9 protein-coding genes and 1 tRNA gene are annotated in these 14,750 nt (G+C 69.0%); 3 read left to right on the forward strand and 7 right to left on the reverse strand.

Going from position 1 to position 14,750, the window contains the following annotated elements; all coding sequences use genetic code 11:
- The first annotated feature begins 5 nt into the window (after positions 1-5).
- The gene (locus tag IEY84_RS09505) at positions 6-788 is read left to right on the forward strand and encodes a DUF881 domain-containing protein (protein WP_229788552.1); all 783 of its coding nucleotides are present in this window, start codon (positions 6-8) and stop codon (positions 786-788) included.
- Between the two features lie 24 nt (positions 789-812).
- Here the strand turns inward: IEY84_RS09505 and pknB are convergent, their stop codons facing one another.
- Genes pknB through IEY84_RS09540 form a run of 7 tightly spaced genes read right to left on the reverse strand, consistent with a single transcriptional unit; the run spans position 813 to position 9,571 of the window.
- On the reverse strand, positions 813-2,618 hold the full coding sequence (gene pknB / locus IEY84_RS09510) for a Stk1 family PASTA domain-containing Ser/Thr kinase (protein WP_183542446.1): 1,806 nt from the start codon (positions 2,616-2,618) through the stop codon (positions 813-815).
- Entirely contained in the window at positions 2,611-4,164 is a 1,554-nt protein-coding gene (locus tag IEY84_RS09515) for a serine/threonine-protein kinase (protein ID WP_183542448.1), read from the reverse strand. Before IEY84_RS09515 ends, pknB begins: the two co-directional genes overlap by 8 nt.
- The gene (locus IEY84_RS09520) at positions 4,161-5,630 is read right to left on the reverse strand and encodes a peptidoglycan D,D-transpeptidase FtsI family protein (protein ID WP_183542450.1); all 1,470 of its coding nucleotides are present in this window, start codon (positions 5,628-5,630) and stop codon (positions 4,161-4,163) included. The genes IEY84_RS09515 and IEY84_RS09520 overlap by 4 nt, the downstream gene beginning before the upstream one ends.
- Positions 5,627-7,057 (reverse strand): FtsW/RodA/SpoVE family cell cycle protein, encoded by a 1,431-nt coding sequence (locus IEY84_RS09525; protein WP_183542452.1) that lies wholly within the window; start codon positions 7,055-7,057, stop codon positions 5,627-5,629. The genes IEY84_RS09520 and IEY84_RS09525 overlap by 4 nt, the downstream gene beginning before the upstream one ends.
- On the reverse strand, positions 7,054-8,388 hold the full coding sequence (locus tag IEY84_RS09530; RefSeq protein WP_183542454.1) for a PP2C family protein-serine/threonine phosphatase: 1,335 nt from the start codon (positions 8,386-8,388) through the stop codon (positions 7,054-7,056). The genes IEY84_RS09525 and IEY84_RS09530 overlap by 4 nt, the downstream gene beginning before the upstream one ends.
- Positions 8,385-8,864, reverse strand: coding sequence for an FHA domain-containing protein FhaB/FipA (locus IEY84_RS09535; RefSeq protein WP_183542455.1), 480 nt, complete (start codon positions 8,862-8,864; stop codon positions 8,385-8,387). The genes IEY84_RS09530 and IEY84_RS09535 overlap by 4 nt, the downstream gene beginning before the upstream one ends.
- The gene (locus IEY84_RS09540) at positions 8,861-9,571 is read right to left on the reverse strand and encodes an FHA domain-containing protein (RefSeq protein WP_183542456.1); all 711 of its coding nucleotides are present in this window, start codon (positions 9,569-9,571) and stop codon (positions 8,861-8,863) included. Before IEY84_RS09540 ends, IEY84_RS09535 begins: the two co-directional genes overlap by 4 nt.
- A gap of 242 nt (positions 9,572-9,813) precedes the next feature.
- Here IEY84_RS09540 and IEY84_RS09545 point away from each other — a divergent pair.
- Together IEY84_RS09545 and IEY84_RS09550 are read left to right on the forward strand one after the other, a co-directional pair.
- Positions 9,814-9,900: transfer RNA gene (locus IEY84_RS09545), tRNA-Leu, on the forward strand.
- Positions 9,901-10,143: 243 nt separating this feature from the next.
- Positions 10,144-14,718, forward strand: coding sequence for a S8 family serine peptidase (locus tag IEY84_RS09550; protein WP_183542457.1), 4,575 nt, complete (start codon positions 10,144-10,146; stop codon positions 14,716-14,718).
- Positions 14,719-14,750: the final 32 nt, after the last annotated feature.

The following is a 14,750-nucleotide window of genomic DNA, read 5'->3' on the forward strand; positions in this document are numbered from 1 at the left end:
TGCTCGTGAGCTCCGGAACCCAGGCTAACCCCACCACAAAGCGAAAGCGGTGGTCCCGCGCGACGTCCTGGCGGGTCGGTACGCCCGTCGTGGTGCTGCTCTGTGGCGGCCTGCTGGCGGTGAGCTTCGTGAACGCCGACGGTACGGATCTGCGCCCGGGCCGCTACGAGGACCTGGCCACGCTCGTCGATGCGGAGCGGAGTCGCTACAACCGCCTCGAGGCGCAGCTGACCGACCTGCAGAGCGACGTGGACCAGCTCACCAGCGGTGTCACCGACAAGGACGTCAAGAAGCTCCAGAACCAGTCGGCGAAGCTCGCCGACCCCGCCGGCACCTCTGACCACAGCGGTGCCGGCATGCAGATCGTGCTGGGCGACGCGCCCTCGGAGGTCCAGGAGAGCTACACCGGCGACGACCCCAACTCGCTCGTCGTGCACCAGCAGGACATCCAAGCCGTCGTCAACGCGCTGTGGGCAGGTGGCGCCGAGGCGATCACCATCGCCGGCAAGCGGATCATCACGACCACCGGCATCAAGTGCTCCGGCAGCACGGTGCAGCTCGACGGCGTTCCTTATCCCCAGCCGTACGTCATCGAGGCGGTCGGCGACCCTGACCGGCTGCAGGCCGCGATCGACCGCGACGACCACGTGCAGAACTATCGGGCCGATGCCCGCGACCCCGGCGTCCAGATCGGCTGGTTCCTCAAGCCGCTGACCTACCTCACCGCGCCTGCCTACGACGGCCTGCTCGACGTGAAGTACGCGAAACCCCTGCCTCAGGAGAACTGAGACAGGGGCTCGGCGAGCTTTCGCCTACGGCGCCGCCGGAGTGCTCGGCGGTAGCGCCGGGTCACAGGTCGGCGGATTGCCCGGCTCGGCGGTCTGGGTTGCCGAGGCCGACGGGTTGGCCGGGTCCGTCCCGGGCACCAGCGTCTGACAGCTCGGCAGCGCCTCTTCCTTCGTCGAGACGAAGATGATCACGTCGCCGTCCTGCGCGAGAGGGGTGCCCTTGCCGGGCGACTGCTCGACGACGGTGTCCTTGGGCTTGTCTGTGTTCGGCTCGTCCTTGACCACAGGCGTGAAGCCTGCGCTGCGGAGGATCTCCTTCGCCTCCTCCTCGGTCTTGCCGACGACGTTCGGGACCTTGATCGGTCCCTCGGAGACGGTGAGGGTGACCACGGTCGACGGGCCGGTGGTGACGCTCTCGCCGTCGACCGGGTCAGTCTCGACCACGGTGCCCTTGTCCTGGTCGGACTTGGTTGTCTCGACCTTGACCGTGAAGTTGTAGGGATCGTTCTCGAGCAGCTGTTTGGCCGTCTTCTGCGGCGATCCGACCACGTTGGGCATCTGCCGGTTCGGTGGACCGGTGGAGACCGTCAGGGTGACCGTGCTGCCTTCCTCGACGTCCTGGCCGGCCGGTGGGCTCTGCGAGATCACCACGCCGACGGCGACGGTGTCGCTCGACTCCCGCTTGACCTCGCCCTTCAGCTTGGCCGCGCTCAGCTCGGTCCTGGCCTTCTGCTCGGTCAGACCGGTCACGTCGGGTGCCGGCGTGGTCTGCGGGCCGAGCGCCGCTGGCAGGAAGTAGGCGCCGAGCCCGATCAGGCCGACGATGAGGAGCCCGAGCAGGATCAGCACCCATGGCCGCGGACCGTCGGACCGATCGTCCTGCGGCGGGTAGAAACCACCGTTGGCCGGGTCGCCATAGGGGTCGACCGCGCGGTTCTGAGCGACCTGGGTCTGGTCGAAGCTCGGCGGCACGGTCGCCTGGACCGGACGCCCGGCGAGGAAGCGCTCGATGTCCGTACGCATCGCCTGCGCGGACTGGTAGCGGTCCTCGACCCGCTTGGCCAGCGACTTCATCACGATCGCATCGAGCTCGCGCGGCAGCGACGGGTCGTGGGCTGAAGGAGGCTGCGCGTGCTCGCGTACGTGCTGGTAGGCCACCGAGACCGGGGAGTCGCCGACGAACGGCGGTCGGCCGGTGAGGAGCTCGTAGAGGAGACAGCCGGCCGAGTAGACGTCGGAGCGGGCATCGACCTGCTCACCACGGGCCTGCTCGGGGCTCAGGTACTGCGCGGTGCCGACGACGGCCGCGGTCTGGGTCATCGTCGACTGGGCGTCGTTGAGCGCTCGGGCGATGCCGAAGTCCATCACCTTGACGTCACCGGCGGGCGTCAGCATGACGTTGCCCGGCTTGATGTCGCGGTGGATGATCCCGTTGCGGTGGCTGTAGTCGAGCGCATTGAGCACGTCGGAGCTGATCTCCAGCGCCCGCTCGGGCAGGATCTTGCGACCCTCACGGAGTACGTCGCGCAGCGTGCGGCCGGCGACGTACTCCATCACGATGTAGGGCTGGGCGACGCCGTCGACCGCCTTCTCCTCGCCGGTGTCGTAGACCGACACGATCGAGGGATGGTTGAGCTTGGCGGAGGACTGCGCCTCACGGTGAAAGCGGGCCTGGAAGGTCGCGTCGCTGGCGAGGTCCATCCGCAGCCGCTTGATCGCGACGATGCGACCGAGCCGGTGGTCGGTGCCCTTGCGGACCTCCGCCATCCCGCCGCGGCCGAGCAGCTCGCCGACCTCGTAGCGGCCCGCGAGAAGGGCTCCCTCAGCCATTGCCGCCCCCGTTGCCGTTGCCGTTGCCGCCGCCGTCGTTCTCGCCGCCGGGGAGCTCGGGGAGGCCCCAGCCGTCGGAGGACTCTCCGTCGGACGGCTCCTCCTCGTCGCTCTCTTCCTCGTCGGGCTCCTCCTCGGCCGGAGGGGGCTCGACCGCCGGGCGCTCGCCGTAGTAGCGGATCGTGATCGGATCGCCCTCGGAGAGGTTGCGGGTCGGGTCGAGGCTGGAGACAGTGTCGGGCTCGTGGCTGCCGTCGTTGTCCTGGACGGTCGCATCGACCTCGAGCCCTATGTCCTGGAGCTCACGGCGGACGTCGTCCACGTTGCGGCCGATGTAGTCGGCCTCGTTGATCTCGACCGGCTTCGGTTCCTCCTCGGGCTCCTCCGAAGGGGTGGGCGTCGGAGATGCGGACGGGGTCGTGGAGGTGTCCTCGGCCGAGGTGGTCTTCGGGTCCGCGGCAAGGGTCGAGATGATCCAGATGATCGCGATGATCACGGCCACGAGCATCACGATCACGACGATGTTGAACGGCTTCTTGTACCAGGGCCGCTGGTCCTCGTCCTCGCCGTAACGATCGTAGGGATCCTGGTAGCGGGGCGGCGGACCGTCGGGGCCGCCCGGGGCCCCCTGCATGCCGACGTAGTTCTGGGTGGGCGAGGGCACCGGGTCCATGACCGACGTCGCGGTCGCGTCAGCGGGCGCGGCGGCTACGACGGTGGTGGCGTCGGCGTCCGGGCCGGCGGTGGCGCCCTGACCGACCATCGCGGAGGTGAACGCGGCGGCGTCGGCGTAGCGGAGAGCCGGGTCCTTCTGCAGGCTCCGCATCACGATCGCGGCCAAGTCGGCGGGGACATGGTCGGGCAGCGGCGGGACGGGATCGTGCAGGTGGGCGATCGCGGTCGCGACCGGGGTCTCCTTCTGGAACGGCCGGTAGCCGGCCAGGCACTCGAAGGCGACCACGCCGAGGGAGTAGACGTCGGAGGCCGGGGTGGCCTTCTCGCCACGGGCCTGCTCGGGACTCAGGTATTGCGGGGTGCCCATCACCTGCCCGGTGCCGGTGATCCCGGTCGACGCCTGGGCGCGGGCGATGCCGAAGTCGGTGACCTTCACCTTGCGTGCCGGCGTGACCAGCAGGTTGGCGGGCTTCACGTCGCGGTGCACGATGCCGGCCCGGTGCGCCGCGGCCAGGGCGTCGCCGGCCTGACCGAGCAGGTCGCGTACGACCTCGGGGGCCAGCGGACGGCCGTCGCGGAGCAGCTCGGAGAGCGGCTTGTGGTCGACCAGCTCCATCACCAGGAACGGCCGCATCAGACCGGAGGCGGTCGGCATCTCGCCGACGTCGTAGACGGCCACCACGTTGGGGTGGTGGAGCGCCGCGGCGTGCTTCGCCTCGGACTCGAACCGGGACCGGCCGATCGGGTCCTCGGCGTGCTCGGGCTTGAGGAGCTTGATCGCGACCTCGCGGTTGAGGGTCGTGTCGGTCGCCCGCCACACCTCGCCCATCCCGCCGGTGCCGATGAGCTCGTGGAACACGTAACGACTCATGAGATCGCTGCCTCCATCATGGCCTTCGCGATTGGTCCGCCCAGCAGTCCGCCGGCGATGTCGCTGCGTTCGGTGCCGCTCTTCTGGACCATCACGGCGACCGCGATGGACGGGTTCTCCGCCGGGGCGAAGGAGGTGAACCAGGCGTACGGAGGACGCTCCGGAGTCGTCTGAGCGGTGCCGGTCTTGCCGGCGACGCTGACGCCGTCGATCGCCGCCGGAGAACCGGTGCCGTTCTCGACCACGCTCACCATCATGTCGGTCAGCGTCTCGGCGGTGTCCTGCGACACGGCCGGCTGCTTGTCGATCGTGGTCGGCTTGCCCTGGTCGATGACATCGAGCGAAGAGGAGGTGACCCGGTCGACGAGGTAAGGCTTCATGACCTCGCCACCGTTGGCGATGCCGGCCGAGACCATCGCCATCTGCAGCGGGGTCGCGATCACGCTCTCCTGGCCGATGGCGGCACGCGCCTGCTTCGCCTTGTCGCCGCCGTTGTCAGGGTACTGGCTGACGGCCAGCGGGCCGATGTCGTCGAGGTAGTCCTGACCGAAGCCGAACGCCTCGGCCTGATCCTGCATCTCTTCGTCGGAGAGCTCCATGCCGAGGAACCCGAACGCGGTGTTGCAGGAGACGTCGAGCGCCTGGGTGAGCGTGACCTGCTCGCCGCCACAGTCGGTGCCGCTGTGGTTGGGCAGGACCTTGTCCGTGCCGGGGAGGTCGAGCGTGGCGCCGCCGTAGACCTTGCTGTCACCGTCCATGCCGAGGTTCTCGATCGCCGCGGCGGCGGTGACCAGCTTGAACGTCGATCCGGGCGGGAGTGCGGTCTGGATGGACCGGTTGAGCAGCGGCTCGTCCTCGTCCTTCCGCAGTTGGTTGTAGGACTTCTGCGCGTCGGAGAAGTCGTGCGTCGCCAGCCGGTCCGGGTTGAAGGTCGGAGTGGAGGCCATCGCCAGGATCGCGCCGGTGCTCGGCTCGATCGCCACCACCGCCGCCTGGACGTCGTCGCCGAGGTTCGTCAGACCCTCGTACGCAGCGTCCTGGACCTTCGGGTTGATCGTGAGCTCGACGTTGCCGCCGGCCGGCTCGGAGTTGGTGACGAGGTCGACGAGGCGGTTGGTGAAGAGCTTGTTGTCCTTGCCCGACAGCACCGAGTCCTGGGAACGCTCGATCCCGGTCTGGCCGTAGGAGTAAGACATGAAACCCGTGATCGGGGCGTACTTCTTGCCGCCGGGGTAGGTGCGCTGCCACTCGTACTTGTCGTCGCTCGGCACGCTGGTGGCGATCGCCTTCTTGCCGACCAGGATGTCACCGCGCTGCTGCGAGTAGGCCTCCTCGGTGACTCGTCGGTTGTCACCGCGGGCGTTGTACCAGCCGGCCTTGAAGAACTGGACGTACGTCACGTTCAGCATCAGCGCCACGAACAGGATCAGGCAGCCGACGCTCAGCGTGCGGATAGGGCGGTTCACTTGCTCATCGCCCCTTTGTCGAGCTTGACGATCTGGGTCTCCTCAGCGGCGAGGTCTTCATCGGACGGTGCCGTCGGCAGTGGACGGCGGGACTGGTCCGAGACGCGCAACAGCAGGGCGATGATCACCCAGTTGGCGACCAGTGAAGATCCACCATACGAGAGGAACGGTGTGGTCAGACCAGTCAGCGGGATGAGCCCGGTCACGCCCCCGACGACCACGAAGGTCTGCAGGGCGATCGACGTGGCCAGACCTACGGAGAGCAGCTTGCCGAAGTCGTCGCGGGCCACGATCGCGGTGCGCAGACCGCGCTCGACGATCAGGCCGTAGCAGAGCAGCAGCGCGAGGAGCGCGGTCAGGCCGAGCTCCTCACCGATCGCCGGGATGATGAAGTCGGAGTTGGCGTAGGGGATCCGCCAGGGCTCGCCGGAGCCGAAGCCGCGGCCGATCATGCCGCCCCAGGCCATCCCGAACATGCCTTCGACCAGCTGCCCCGAGGAGGTCACACCATCGTCGCCCACGGGGTAGTACTTGAACGGGTCCAGCCAGGTGAACACCCGGACGCGTACGTGGCTGAACAGGGTCAGCGCAGCGAAGACACCCCCTGCGAAGAGCAGGCCGCCGACGACGATCCAGCCCTTGCGCTCGGTCGCGACGTACAGCGTCACCACGAAGAGGCCGTAGAAGAGCAGGCTGGAGCCGAGGTCGCGCTGCAGCACCAGGATCGCGAGGCTGATCGCCCACATCATCAGCAACGGGCCGAGGTCGCGGGCGCGGGGCAGGTCGATGCCGGCGAACCGGCGCCCTGCGAGCGCGAGCGCGTCGCGGTGGACGGCCAGATAGCCGGCGAAGCAGATCACCAGCAGCACCTTGGCGACCTCGCCGGGCTGGAAGCTGACCGGTCCCAGGTTGATCCAGATCCGCGCGCCGTTGATCGTCTTCCCGATGAACGGGAGCATCGGCAGGATCAGCATCACGACAGCGGCGAGACCCGCGGTGTAGGTGAACCGCTGCAGCATCCGGTGGTCGGGGACCAGGAAGAGCGTGATCAGGAACAGGACGACACCGATCGTCATCCAGATCAGCTGCTGTCTGGCGAACTTGTCGGCGTCCTCGGCGAGAGCCAGGTCCAGCCGGTGGATGACGGCCAGACCGACGCCGTTGAGCATCGCCACCAGCGGAAGCAGCACCGGATCGGCGTACGGAGCCATCAGACGTACGCCGATGTGGGCTGCCACCAGGAGCACGACCAGCCACGCGCCGTAGCCGAGGAGATCGACCGGGATCTTCTCCTGCACTCCGAGGCCGACCGCGACGTACGCGCCGATCCCGACCACCAGGGCCAGGATCAGCAGGACCAGCTCCGCCCCCCGGCGTGACCGGTGGACGAAAACCGGCATCGAGCTGGCCGGAGTGAAACCACTCATGATCCACTGCCCGAGTCAGCGGCGCTCTGGTCGGCCAGCGACTGCACCTTCTCCTGGGCGCCGGCCAGGTCCTTGCTGTGGATGCCGTCCTCGAGCTGGTGCTGGTAGGTCTCGGCCAGGTCGGAGACCTTCAGGTCGGAGGTCTGGTAGGGCTCGGAGAGATCGAAGCCGACCATGGTGGTGGGGACACCCCGGAAGATCGTGACGTTGCCGTCCTGCTCGCCGATGTACCACTGGTTCTGCGACCAGACGAACCCGGTCGCGACCGCGATCCAGACGACACCGATGAACGTCATCAGCCCGAACGTCCAGCGCAGCTTCGGGTGCTTGCTCGGGGCCTGGAGGGCATAGCGCATCTCCTCCGGGTCCGCGGCGATCGCACCGTCAGGGATCTCCTCGTCGATCGGGTCGAGCTCGCCGGTGTCGCCCATCCGGTGACCGCGGAACAGGGCGGTCATCTGGCCGGTCTTGGTCGTCCTCCGCTTGAGCTCGGCCGCCGCACCCACCATCTGGGCCTCGAGACCCGCGGAGGGCATGGTGTCGCTGGGCACCACGTCGGCGACCACGCAGGTCACGTTGTCGGTGCTGCCGGAGTCGAGGGAGACCCGGACCAGCTCGACGGCTGCGTACTCGGGGGTGCCGGTGGCCAGGATGTCGGCGATCCGCGGGTCGTCGACGTAGCCGCAGACACCGTCGCTGCAGAACATCAGCCGGTCGCCGGCGGCGAGGTCGACGATGAACAGGTCGGGCTCGAGCTCTCGGGTGCCGTCGAGGGCCTTGAGGATCAGGTTGCGGTGAGGGTGGGTCTTGGCCTCGTCCTCGGTGATCCGCCCCTCGTCGAGCAGCGTCTGCACGAAGGTGTGGTCGTGGGTGACCTGGTGGATCGCGCCGTTGCGGAGGAGGTACGCGCGGCTGTCGCCCACATGCCCGACGGTCAGCTTGGCGCCGTCGAAGAGGCCGACGGTCGAGGTCGTGCTGGTGCCGTTGAGCGTCGGGTCGTGGTCGACCAGATGGCCGATCTCGTCGTGGGCCATGTGCAGCGCGTGGGAGACCAGGCCGATCAGGTCGTCGTCGACCAGCCCGAAGGCCGGCTCCTCGTCGAGCTTCCGCAGCTGTTGGACGGCGGTGCTGGAGGCGATGTCGCCGCGGGCGGCGCCGCCGACACCGTCGCAGACGGTCAGCAGCCAGGGCCCGGCGTACCCGCTGTCCTGGTTGTCCTTGCGCACCCGGCCGACGTCCGAGACCGCCGCGAACTCGAGGCGGAAGGGTCGTCCGTCGACCGAGCCTGGGCTAGGCGCGGGGTCAGGGGTGGGGTCGGTCGCAGCGGTCACTTGCGCAGCTCCAGGATGGTCTTACCGATGCGCACCTGGGTCCCGAGAGAGATGGCGGTCGGCTGATTGATCCGGACGGACCCGATGTAGGTGCCGTTGGTCGATCCGAGATCCTCCACGAACCACTGGTCGCCGGAGACGGCGATCCGGGCGTGGCGGGTGGAGGCGTAGTCGTCGTCCAGGATGATCGCGGCATCGCTGCCGCGTCCGATGACGATCGGCGCCTGCGAGAGCGGCACGGTGACGCCGGCGTTGGAACCGGTGGTGACAGCCACATGCGTGGGTACGCCGCGCTTCGGCGCCCGCGCCGGCGCAGCCTTGCCGCGGGCAGGCGGGGCCGCGGGCTGCCCCGCGGAGGCGTTGGTGACCCGCGCGCCGAACATGTCGGAGCGGATCACCGACAGCGCGGCCAGCACGAAGATCCACAGGATCGCCAGATAGGCGACCCGGATGAGGAAAAGGGTCAACTCGCTCAACTGCTGCGCTCCTCAACGATGTGCGCGGTGATGACGGTGGTGCCGATGCGCACCTGAGAGCCGTCGTCCAGGGTGGCACTCGCCATCTTCTGCCCGTTGACCAGCATGCCGTTGGTCGAGCCGAGGTCATAGACCTCGACACGCACGCGGTCGCCTGCCTGCTTCGAGCGGAACTCGATGTGGCGGCGGCTGATGCCCGGGTCGTTGATGCGCAGATCGGCGTCGGTGCCTCGGCCCACGACGAGGTTGCCGTGGAGCGGGTGCCGGGTGCCGTTGATCTCCAGGTAGGCCTGCGCACGGCTCACCTGGGTGTCGCTCATGTCGGCACCGGAGACGGCTGCCTGGGCGCGGCTGCGCACCCTGAACCGGCCGATGGTCAGGTCCTTCGCCTCGCCGAACTCGATGCTCACCCGGCCCGGGAAGACGAACCCCTGCGCCTCGGCGTGGTCCATCAGCTGGCGCTTCAGCTCTTCCTTGAGGTGAGGTCCGTAGGACTCCAGCTTGCCGAGGTCGCTGGCGGACAGCTCCACGAAGAAGTCGTTGGGCACCAGGCGTCGCTGGCGGCTGAGCACCTGGGCGTTGTTGTCGATCTCGCGCTGGAGCGCGGCGACGATCTCCACCGACTTCACCTCGGACCGGAACGCCTTGGCGAAAGCGCCTGAGATGAACTGCTCCAGCTTCTGCTCGAACTTCTGCAGGCCGCTCACGTTGATGCGCTCCTCTCAGGTGCCGGGTGGGCCGGTCGGGTCAGTGGTCATTCGGTTACGGGCATAGTGGTGCCCCCGGATTCGGCCCGATCGTATCGGTGCACCCTAGGGGATCTGCCACTTCCCGCATTCTGCGTGGTTTCGATCCTCCCACGATCCGGTGACCACCAGCGTCAAGGCTGGCGGGGTGCCGTCGTTTTGGGGCGGTGGGTGTGCGTGGGCTAACGTTTCCTCTGCTGCACGCGCGAGTGGCGGAATAGGCAGACGCGCACGGTTCAGGTCCGTGTGTCCGAAAGGACGTGGGGGTTCAACTCCCCCCTCGCGCACCACCACAGGCAAGGCCCGGGTCCTTCGATCCGGGCCTTGTTCTTTGCTGCGCGGACGTCGCCGGGTGGCAATCATTGGGGGTTCTTCCCCATGGTGGCGGGACCCTCCGCGGTCGAGACTCCGAAGGATCATGTGCGGACACCGGAGTCCGCCTCGCTCATCTTCGGTGGAGGTTCCCCCATGTCCCTGTCCTGTCCTCCCGTCGCGAGACGGCGTCCTGCCCCGACCGGGGCAGGTGATCCGCGATGAGATCCAGAGTTCGTGTGCTGCGCGGGGTCGGTCTCACGACCGCCGCGCTCCTGGCCACGACGGCGCTGACCGGGTTCGGCCCGGCGGCCCAGGCGGCGGCGCCCGGCAACCTGGCGAGCGGCGCGCTCGGCGCGAAGGCCGACCCGGCGCCGGAGACGGCAGCGGAGAAGATCAAGCCGGGTCTGGAGAAGCGGCTCGCCAAGACCGGCACCGCGGACTTCTGGGTCCGTTTCGAGCGGGACGTCGACCTGGGTGTCGCCGGCCCCGGCCGCGACTGGGACGAGCGCGGCGCGGACGTGGTCGAGAAGCTGAAGAAGAGCGCCGCCGAGCACCAGAAGGAGGTCGTCGCCGCGCTGGAGAAGCGCAAGGTGACGTACCGGACCTTCTGGGCGACCGACGCGGTGTACGTCGAGAACGGCTCGGACGAGCTCGTGGCGACGCTGGCGGCCGTGCCGGCTGTCGACGGATTGTGGCCGACCCAGACGTACAAGCCCGTCGAGCCGGTCGACGTCAAGGCCGACCGGGCGACGACCGCCGCGGCCGTCGAGTGGGGCGTGACCAACATCAGGGCCGATCAGGTCTGGGCCGACGGTGACACCGGCAAGGGCATCGTGATCGCCAACATCGACAGCGGCGTGCAGTACGACCACCCGGCCCTCGTGAAGCAGTACCGCGGCAACAACGGCGACGGGACCTTCACGCACGACTACAACTGGCTGGACACCAACAGCAGCTGTGACGACGGCCCCTGCGACAAGGACGGCCACGGCACCCACACGATGGGCACGATGGTGGGCTCCGACGGTGGTACGAACCAGATCGGGGTCGCGCCGGGCGCGACCTGGATCACCGCCAACGGCTGTGCCACCTGCTCCGACGTCGACCTGATCGAGGCGGGGCAGTGGATGCTCGCCCCGACGAAGACGGACGGGACCGGAGCGGACCCCGCGCGGCGGCCGCACATCATCAACAACTCGTGGGGGAGCCAGGCGCCCTCCAACGACCCGTTCATGGAGGACATCTCGACGGCGTGGGCCGCCTCCGGGATCTTCGCGATCTGGTCCAACGGCAACATCGGTCCGGAGTGCCAGACTGCCGGCTCCCCCGGCTCGCGGACGATCAACTACTCCGTGGGCGCGTACGACGTGAACAACGTGATCGGCTCGTTCTCCTCCCGTGGCTCCGGCCAGGACGGCGGGATCAAGCCGAACATCTCCGCGCCCGGCGTCAACGTGCGCTCCGCCGTCCCCGGTGGGACCTACGGTGTGAAGAGCGGCACCTCGATGGCCGCCCCGCACGTCGCTGGCGCCCTCGGCCTGCTCTGGTCGGCCCAACCCGACCTGATCGGCGACCTCGCCGCCACCGAGGAGATGCTCGACGGCACCGCGATCGACACCGAGGATCTGCAGTGCGGCGGCACCGCCGACGACAACAACGTCTACGGCGAAGGCAGGCTCGACGCGGTGGCGCTGCTCGAGGCCGGTGACCGTGGTCCGATCGGCACTCTGGCCGGCGACGTCACCGAGGACGCCGACGGGTCCCCGCTCGCCGACGCGACGGTGCACGTGACCGGTGGCACCGGTGACGACGCCGTCGACCGCGACCTCGCGGTGGACGGACAGGGGCACTTCGCGGCCACCCTGCCGATCGGTGAGTACGACGTGACCGCCTCGTCCTTCGGGTTCGCGGAAGCGGCCGAGACCGTCACCGTGACCGAGGGCGGGACCACCACCCAGGACTTCGCCCTGCGTGCGCTGCCCACCTCGACCGTCACCGGCACGGTCACGGACGGCTCCGGCCAGGGCTGGCCTCTCTACGCGGAGGTGCGCGTGGCCGGTGCACCGAAGCTGACGCAGCACACCGACCCGCGCGACGGGAGCTTCAGCCTCGATCTGCCCGAGGGCACGACGTACGACCTCTCGGTCGATGTGGACTACCCCGGCTACGAGAAGCTCACCAAGAGCATCGAGGTGTCCGAGGACGCGACCGTGAACCTGGCCGTGCCCGTCCAGCAGCGGCCCTGCGTGGCTCCCGGCTATCACCAGGAGCAGCCCCGGATCGCCGTGGTCACCAACGACCCGGGTTTCGAGGTGCGGGACTTCTTCGGCTCGTACGGAATCGAGTACACCACCTTCACCACCACCCAGCTCGGTCAGATCGACGGCTACGACCTGGTCGTGTGGATGTCGAACTACAACCTGCCGGACAGTGCCGCCTTCCGCGACCTGCTGGCTCGCACCGACGCCAGCGGCACCGGGATCGTCTTCGCCGACTTCGCCTTCGGGCTCGGCAACGGGATCGCCTCGCTGTCCGCGGCGACCGGCAACCCGGTCTCGCTGCAGCGCCGCAACACGGGCGGCTCCGGCACCTTCTACGAGGTGACCCAGGAGCACCCGATCCTCGAGGGTCTCGAGGTCGGCGACAGGATCGACCACCTCGGCGGCGCGCAGACGGCCTGGTTCACCGGCTACACCGGCGAGGGCGTCCTGGTGCTCGCCGGCGCCGGCGACAAGACCAGGGGCGTCTCCGGCCCGGGCATCGCGGTCCAGCAGCGGACCGGCAACCGGCACGTCCTGCTCTCGATGCACGCCCGCGGAGCCGGGTCCTGGCTGGACGCGTCCGAGAAGGTCTTCTGGAACGCGATGGGCTGGGCCGACACCTCGGAGCGGTCGTTCGGGTGCGTCCCCGACGAGGACGGCGCGATGCTGGTCGGGTCGGTCACCGACGCGAACACCGGTGACGGTGTCGTCGGAGCGCGCGTATCGATCGGGGATGCCACCACGGAGTCGGCGGCCACCCCCGAGGACGCCGACCTCGTGGACGGTTTTTACTGGCTCTACAGCCCCCGGAGCGGGGACCAGCACGTGACCGTGGCCGCGTCCAAGTACTCCACCTGGACCGACACGGTGGCCCTGGACGGTCTGACCGTCAAGGACGTCGAGCTCGCGGCCGGGCGGCTCTCGCTGAGCACCGACTCGGTCGAGATCACCCGAGGCCTCGGTGACTCCTCCGATTCCCAAGAGATCACCGTGACCAACACCGGGACGGCGCCTGCCCAGGTCCGGATCGGCGAGCGTGAGCGCGGCTTCGTCCTCCAGACCGCCGACGGCAGCACAGTCTCGCGAAACGCGATCGGCTCTGCCGAGGGCGCTCCGGTCCGTCGCTTGGACGTCCCCGTGCACGTCGGGGCGGTGACGAAGGCTGCTGAGGTCGAGCTCACGGCCCAGCCCCAGGCAGCGCCGTGGACCGGCATCGCCGACTACCCGACGCCCGTCATGGACAACGCGATGGTTCGTCTGGACGGCAAGATCTACTCGATCGCCGGGTACGGCTCCGCCGGGGCGCTCGCCGCGGTCTGGGTCTACGACCCGGCCGACATGACATGGTCGGAGGCAGCTTCGCTGCCGGCGCCGCGCAGCGGCATGACCGCGGGTGTCATCGACGGCCACATCGTCGCCACTGGCGGCTGGGACGTGGCCAACAAGCCGCAGGGGGACACCTGGGTCTACGACCCGGGCACGGACGCCTGGTCGCCCGGTGCCCTCAACCCGGCTCCGCGGGCCGGGGCCTCGGGAGCGGTGGTCAACGGCCAGCTGTTCGCGATCGGCGGCTGCACCACGGCGGACTGCGCCCCGATGACGGCAGATGTGGTCGCCTACGACCCGGTCGCCGACGAGTGGCAGCCGCGTGCGGACTATCCGCTGGCGCTCGCCTACGCCGCTTGCGGCACGATCGACTGGACGATTCACTGCGCAGGCGGGATCGGGTCGAGCACGACCAACAAGACGTTCGCCTACGACCCGGGTGCTGACACCTGGGCTCCGAAGGCCGACGTCCCGGTGGACGTGTGGGGCAGCGGCTACAGCGTCGCCAACGACCGGCTGGTGCTGGTCGGGGGCATCCAGCGGGGCCAGGTCACCAACCAGGCCTTCGCCTACGACCCGACGACCAACACCTGGTCGGGGATGCCCGGTGCCAACAACGTGCGCTACCGCGGTGGTGCCGCCTGCGGGTTCTACTCGGTCGGCGGGTCCGCCCAGGGGTACACCCCGGGTACGGCGGCCGAGATGCTGCCTGGCTACGACCAGTGCGATGCCGGCACCGCCGACGTCGGCTGGCTCTCCGTGGACCGGAGCTCGGTCACCGTCGATCCGGGCGAGAGCGTCGACATCACGGTGACCGTCGACCCCGCGGTCGACCAGCCCGGCACGTACAGCGCCGGTCTGGCGATCCTGGAGAGCACGCCCTACCAGCAGTCGGAGGTGGAGGTCGACATGGTCGTCACCCCGCCGAAGTCGTGGGGCAAGCTCGCCGGGGTCGTCCAGGGCGTCGCGTGCGACGGCTCGGCCCGCCCGCTCGGCGGTGCGACCGTCCAGCTGACCTCGCGAGGCATGGACGGCACGTTCACCACCGGAGCGGATGGCACCTTCGCCCGCTGGATCGACAAGCAGCACAACCCGCTGACGGTTGCCGCTGCCTATCCGGGGTACTCCATCGAGTCGCAGCGGGTCCGGATCGAGGCAGGGAAGACTGTCGAGGCCGCACTCGACCTCGACAAGGCAGGCTGCTGAGCCGAGATCAGCACGATCTGCCGGGGCGGTCG

This window comes from Nocardioides albus, assembly GCF_014648255.1.
In the GTDB taxonomy this organism is placed as follows: Bacteria; Actinomycetota; Actinomycetes; order Propionibacteriales; family Nocardioidaceae; genus Nocardioides; species Nocardioides albus.

Bases quoted from the DNA above. Each gene is read 5' to 3' on its own strand.
- pknB (WP_183542446.1), bottom strand. From the start codon at position 2,618: ATGGCTGAGGGAGCCCTTCTCGCGGGCCGCTACGAGGTCGGCGAGCTG.
- IEY84_RS09515 (WP_183542448.1), bottom strand. From the start codon at position 4,164: ATGAGTCGTTACGTGTTCCACGAGCTCATCGGCACCGGCGGGATGGGC.
- IEY84_RS09525 (WP_183542452.1), bottom strand. From the start codon at position 7,057: ATGAGTGGTTTCACTCCGGCCAGCTCGATGCCGGTTTTCGTCCACCGG.
- IEY84_RS09550 (WP_183542457.1), top strand. From the start codon at position 10,144: ATGAGATCCAGAGTTCGTGTGCTGCGCGGGGTCGGTCTCACGACCGCC.